The 5,640-nt window shown below is 63.6% G+C and carries 5 protein-coding genes; 4 read left to right on the top strand and 1 reads right to left on the bottom strand.

Annotated elements, in window-relative coordinates; genetic code table 11:
• The 4 genes from RMO57_RS19250 to RMO57_RS19235 all read left to right on the top strand — a co-directional run.
• On the top strand, positions 1 to 779 hold a 779-nt coding region (locus RMO57_RS19250; protein WP_310389418.1), incomplete at its 5' end, for a response regulator.
• 1 nt (position 780) lies between these two features.
• Positions 781 to 2,613 (top strand): ATP-binding protein, encoded by a 1,833-nt coding sequence (locus RMO57_RS19245; protein ID WP_310389416.1) that lies wholly within the window; start codon positions 781 to 783, stop codon positions 2,611 to 2,613.
• Positions 2,614 to 2,641: 28 nt separating this feature from the next.
• On the top strand, positions 2,642 to 2,998 hold the full coding sequence (locus tag RMO57_RS19240) for an Hpt domain-containing protein (RefSeq protein ID WP_310389414.1): 357 nt from the start codon (positions 2,642 to 2,644) through the stop codon (positions 2,996 to 2,998).
• On the top strand, positions 2,988 to 4,028 hold the full coding sequence (locus tag RMO57_RS19235; protein WP_310389413.1) for an adenylate/guanylate cyclase domain-containing protein: 1,041 nt from the start codon (positions 2,988 to 2,990) through the stop codon (positions 4,026 to 4,028). The genes RMO57_RS19240 and RMO57_RS19235 overlap by 11 nt, the downstream gene beginning before the upstream one ends.
• On the opposite strand, the gene hutH is transcribed toward RMO57_RS19235, so the two are convergent.
• On the bottom strand, positions 4,025 to 5,572 hold the full coding sequence (hutH, locus tag RMO57_RS19230) for a histidine ammonia-lyase (RefSeq protein WP_310389412.1): 1,548 nt from the start codon (positions 5,570 to 5,572) through the stop codon (positions 4,025 to 4,027). The two genes, RMO57_RS19235 and hutH, sit on opposite strands and share 4 nt — an antisense overlap.
• Positions 5,573 to 5,640 lie beyond the last annotated feature (68 nt).

The following is a 5,640-nucleotide window of genomic DNA, read 5'->3' as shown; positions in this document are numbered from 1 at the left end:
TGCTGGTGGTGGACGACAGCGCCACCAACCGCCGCCTGCTGGCGCTGCAGACCGCCAAATGGGGCATGGTGCCCAAGGACTGCGCCTCGCCGGCGCAAGCGCTTGCATGGCTGCGCAGCGATGAAGAGAAGTTCGATCTTGCGATCCTGGACATGCAAATGCCGGCGATGGACGGGCTTGAGTTGGCCCAGCAGATTCGCGCGATCAGGCCGAATTTGCCGCTGATTCTGCTCACCTCGCTGGGTCGCCAGGAAGTGGGTGAAATCGAAGGCTTGTTCGCCGCCTATCTGCACAAGCCCCTGCGCCAAAGCCAGTTGTTCGACACCTTGATGAGGGTTCTTAGCCTGCTCGCCGAGCCGCCTCTGCCAGCGGAAAACAAGCCCAGATTCGATCTCGACCTGGCCGCGCGCCAGCCATTGCGCATCCTGCTGGCCGAAGACAATGCGGTCAACCAGAAGCTGGCCCTGCGCTTGCTGAGCCAGATGGGCTACCGCGCCGACGTCGCGTCGAATGGTATCGAGGCCGTCGAGAGTCTCGAGCGCCAATCCTATGACCTGGTGCTGATGGACGTGCAGATGCCGGAGATGGACGGGCTGGAGGCGAGCCGGGAAATTAATCGCCGCTGGCCGGCGAGCCGGCCTCGTATCGTCGCCATGACCGCCAACGCCATGCAAGGTGACCGGGAGTTATGTATCGCGGCCGGCATGGATGACTACGTGACAAAGCCGATCCGGGTTGAGGCCTTGGTGCAGGCACTGCTGCTGGCGAAAGAGCGTTGAGATGCTGACGCCCCATTCAAACGGCAGCGACCCGGGTCCGCAGGCAGGCGCCAGTCGGCGGGCCGCGCTGAGTGAGTTGGATCAGAGCAGCCGTGAGGCCCTGTGGCTGACGCAGCTGCAAATCATCGCCGGCAATACGCGAACCGGGCTGTGGGTGTCCTTGGTCGGGGTGCTGATCTTCGCTGAGGCGCTGCGCATGAACGGCGCCGGCGTCGGTGTGTGGCTCTGGGCGGCGGCAAGTCTGCTGCTGACGGGCGCCTACTTCGTCGTCATCGCGCCGCTCCAGCAGGCCTGGATGCGCGCAGGTCGTTTGCCAAGTGCGCTCAAGCTGCAGCTTGCTTTTGACGCCTGCTATGGCAGTTTGTGGGGCGTCTCGGCGCAGCTCTTTTTTGCGACCGACACCGAGCGACTGATGCTGCTGACCTCGGCGCTCCTGCTCAATCTATTGGCGGTGACCATGGCTACGGCCATCTACCTGCCCAGCATGCTTGTTTTGGCTGCGACCTTGGCGCTGCCCTTTGTGCTGTCCGCTGCGTGGGCCGGCGGTGCGATGCCATGGATATACATTGGCGCGGTCCTGGCGGTTTTAACCACCGTTTTGGTGTGTGGCGTCAGCTACAACCGAGCGCTGATTGATTCCATTTTGATGCGCTTCGAGAACAAGCGCCTGGTTGACGAGGCCCAGCGGGCGCGCGCCGCCGCCGAGGCCGCCAATCAAGCCAAGAGTGCCTTTCTGGCCACCATGAGCCACGAAATCCGTACGCCGATGAATGGCGTTGTCGGCATGAGCGGGCTGCTGCTCGCGACCCCCTTGAATGAGGAGCAACGCGACTTTGCCGGCACCATCCGCGACTCGGCCGAGTCGCTGCTGACCATCATCAATGACATCCTGGACTTCTCCAAGATCGAAGCCGGCAAGCTCGATATCGAGTTGCAGCCCTTCGATTTGCGCGCCTGCGTGCAGTCGGCGCTTGAATTGACGCGCCACCGGGCGGCGCAAAAGCATTTGCGCTTGGTGGTGAATCTCGCCGACGACCTGCCTCGCTACATCCGTGGCGACACGGTGCGGCTGCGCCAAATCCTCTTGAACCTGCTGAGCAATGCGCTGAAGTTCACCGAACAAGGTGAGGTGACGCTGACAGCGTGGCCAGGCACGCCGGGCGTTTTGCATTTCAGCATTCAAGACAGCGGTATCGGCCTGAGCCCAGAAAGCATGGCCAGGCTATTCCAAAGCTTCAGCCAGGCCGATAGCTCAACCGCGCGCAAATCCGGCGGCACCGGCCTCGGGCTGGTCATCAGCCGGCGCCTGGCCGAAGCCATGGGCGGCGGCATCAGCGCCGAGAGTGCCGGCGCCGGACAGGGCAGCCTGTTCCGCTTTCACATCCACGCCGAGGCGCTGGCCGCACCTGCCACACTGGCCGCCAAGCCAAGCATCGATATGCAGCTGGCCCAACGCCACCCGCTGCGCATCCTCTTGGCCGAAGACAATCTGGTCCATCAGAACCTCGCGCTGAGGTTGCTCGGGCAGATGGGCTACCTTGCCGATATCGCCAGCAATGGACTAGAAGCGATCGACCGGATCGAGCGGCAGCCCTATGACGTGGTGTTGATGGATGTGCAGATGCCCGAGATGGATGGGATGGAGGCCAGTCGGGAGATCAACCGGCGTTGGCCCGAAAACCGCCCGCGCATCGTCGCCATGACCGCCAACGCCATGCAAGGCGATAAAGAGTTATGTCTTCAGGCCGGCATGGACGACTACGTGACCAAGCCGATCCGGCTGGAAGCCTTGGTCGACGCGCTGCTGGCTTGCCCGGCGGGCGGCAATGGATGAATGAATCGGATACCAGGGGGAAACAACGATGAATAGCAATCGCAGCAGCATCGATATGAGCACCTTCACCGAGCTGCAAGACGCGGCCGGAGCCGATTTCGTCGTCGAGTTGATCGAGACCTTCATTGACGATGCGCCGCAGCAGTTGCAGGCCTTGCGCGATGCCTTGGGGCGGGGCGATGAGGCGGGCTTTCGGCGCAGCGCGCACACGCTCAAGTCGAATGGCAATACTTTCGGCGCGCTCGCGTTCAGTGCCCTGGCACGCGACTTGGAGCTTTGCAAGATGAGCGACTTGGGTGCGCAGGGTCAGGTCTTGCTGCAGCGTCTGGAAGGTGAGTACAGACTAGCCGCGCAGGCCTTGAAGGAGCTACGCCATGCGACCTGAAGACCAGCGGCCCGGTCAGATCCTGCTGGTCGATGACAACCGGGTCAATCGCCTGCTTTTGACGCGCCATGTCAGCCAACTGGGGCATCAGGTCGCTAACGCTGAAAACGGACTGATGGCTTTGCAGATGCTGCGCCAAAAGAGCTATGACCTGTTACTGCTGGACATCGAAATGCCTGAGATGGATGGCTTCGAAGTGCTGGCGCAATTGCACGGCGACCCCGCCTTGCTTGGCGTGCCCGTGATCGTGACCTCGTCGCTGGAGGGGCTGGAGAGCGTGGTGCGCTGCATCGAGTTGGGCGCCGAAGACTACTTGAGCAAGCCGGTCAACCCGGTGTTGCTGAAGGCGCGTATCAATGCCAGCCTGGAGAAGAAGCGCCTGCGCGACCTGCAGCGCGATATGGTCAGCCGCTTTGCCACCTTGGAGGTGGCGCAAGACCTGGCGAGTTCGGGCTTTGCCTTGGGCGGGCGGCGCGTGCGGGCGACGGTGATGTTCTGCGATATCCGCGGCTTCACCGGCATGGTGGAGCAGCAAACGCCCGAGGAGGTGATCGAACTGCTGAACACTTATTACACCCTGATGTTCGATGCCATCAGCGGGCTGGGCGGGGTGGTCAATCAGATGATTGGGGATGGGCTGATGGCGATCTTTGGTGCGCCTCAGCCTTTGCCCGAGCATGCGGCTTGTGCGGTGGCGGCGGGGCTGGAGATGATTGCGATGATGGAGCAATTCAGCGCCGAGCAAGTGGCCGCGGGCCGGGCTCCCTTGAAGATCGGCGTTGGCATTGCCACCGGCGAGATGATTGCCGGCTACACCGGTACCGATGCGCGAGCGACCTACACCTGCATCGGCGACACCGTCAACTTGGCGGCCCGCCTGGAGGCGCATACCAAGGCGGCGCAGCGCGCGATTTTGATCGACGCCGCCACCCAAGACGCCTTGGGCGACGAGGTGGCCACCGAGCCGCTCGGGCCGGTGCTGTTCAAGGGCAAGGCCGAGCCGGTGCAGGTGTTTGCGGTGCAGACTTAGGCGAGCACCACCAGGCCGCCAACGTCCTGCACCAACGCCGTCAGCGCGCCGCTAGCGACCAATTCAAACGCATGTGCAATGTCCGGCGCCAGGTAATGGTCGGTCGGCATAGCCGGGCAGGTTTGGCGGACCAGCGCGTGCACCTGCTCAAGTGCGGCCGAGCTTTGCAGCGGACGCAGAAACTCAAAGCCCTGCGCGGCGGCCAACAGCTCAATGCCGATGATGTGGGCGGTGTTGTCCAGCATTGGCCCCAGACGGCGCGCGCCGAAGGTGGCCATCGAGACATGGTCTTCCTGGTTGGCGCTGGTCGGCAGGCTGTCAACGCTGGCCGGGTGAGCGAGCGATTTGTTCTCGCTGGCCAAGGCTGCGGCGGTCACATGCGCGATCATGAAGCCGGAGTTCAAGCCCGCTTCTGACGTCAAGAAGGCCGGCAGGCGCGACACGCTGGTGTCGATCAGCATCGCGATGCGGCGCTCGGCAATCGCGCCGACCTCGGCAATCGCGCAGGCCAGCGCATCGGCCGCCAAGGCCACCGGCTCGGCGTGGAAATTGCCGCCGCTGACCATGGCGCTCGACCCGTCTTCGTTGGCAAAAACAAGCGGGTTGTCGGTGACTGCGTTCGCTTCGCGCAGCAAAACGTCACGCACATAACGGCTTTGGTCCAGGCACGCGCCCATCACCTGCGGCTGGCAGCGCAGGCAGTACGGGTCTTGCACGCGCTCGTCGCCCTCTTGGTGCGAGGCGCGGATGGCGCTGCCGGCGAGCAGCTCGCGGTAGGCGGCTGCCGTTTCGATCTGGCCGGGCTGGCCGCGCACCGCGTGGATGCGAGCGTCGAACGGGCCGTCGCTGCCGCGTGCAGCGTCCAGGCTCAGTGCGCCGCTGACGATGGCCGCCGCAAACACGAGCTCAAAGCGCAGCAAACCCTCCAAGGCCAGCGCCGTGCTGGTCTGCGTGCCGTTGATCAAGGCCAGGCCTTCCTTGGCTTGCAACACCAGCGGTGCAATGCCGTGCTTTTGTAGCTCGGGCAGGGCAGGTTTGCGTTGGCCGTCCACCAACATTTCTCCCTCGCCCAGCAGCGCCAGCGTCATATGGGCGAGCGGCGCCAAGTCGCCCGAGGCGCCGACCGAACCTTGTGCCGGCACATAGGGGATCAGCCCGGCATTGAAGACCGCCAGCAGGCTGTGCACCACGTCTTCGCGCACACCCGAATGGCCGCGCGCGAGCGAAGCGGCCTTGGTCGCCAGCATCATGCGCACAACGCTGGGCTGCAGGGCTAAGCCGACGCCGACGCAATGCGAGCGGATCAGGTTGAACTGCAGCGTGGCCAGGTCTTCCTTGCTGATGCGGGTGGAGGCCAGTTTGCCAAAGCCGGTGTTGACGCCGTAGACGGGCGCGTCGCCGGCGGCGGCCTTTTGCACCACGGCGGCGGCGCGGCGGATGATCTCGCTGCTGCTGGCGTGCAGGCTCAGCTGGATATCGCCGTTACGGATTTGGCGCAATTGGTCCAGCGTGATCTGGCCGGGGGTGATTTCTATGGGTGTCATGGCATTCTCAAAGTAATTTTGGACGCAGAGTTCGCGGAGGGACGCAGAGGACGCAAAGAATAAGAAGG

Source organism: Roseateles sp. (assembly GCF_031397715.1).
Taxonomy (GTDB): domain Bacteria; phylum Pseudomonadota; class Gammaproteobacteria; order Burkholderiales; family Burkholderiaceae_C; genus Paucibacter_A.
Note: the sequence above shows the minus strand (reverse complement) of the source record. Positions and strands in the feature narration are given on the sequence as shown.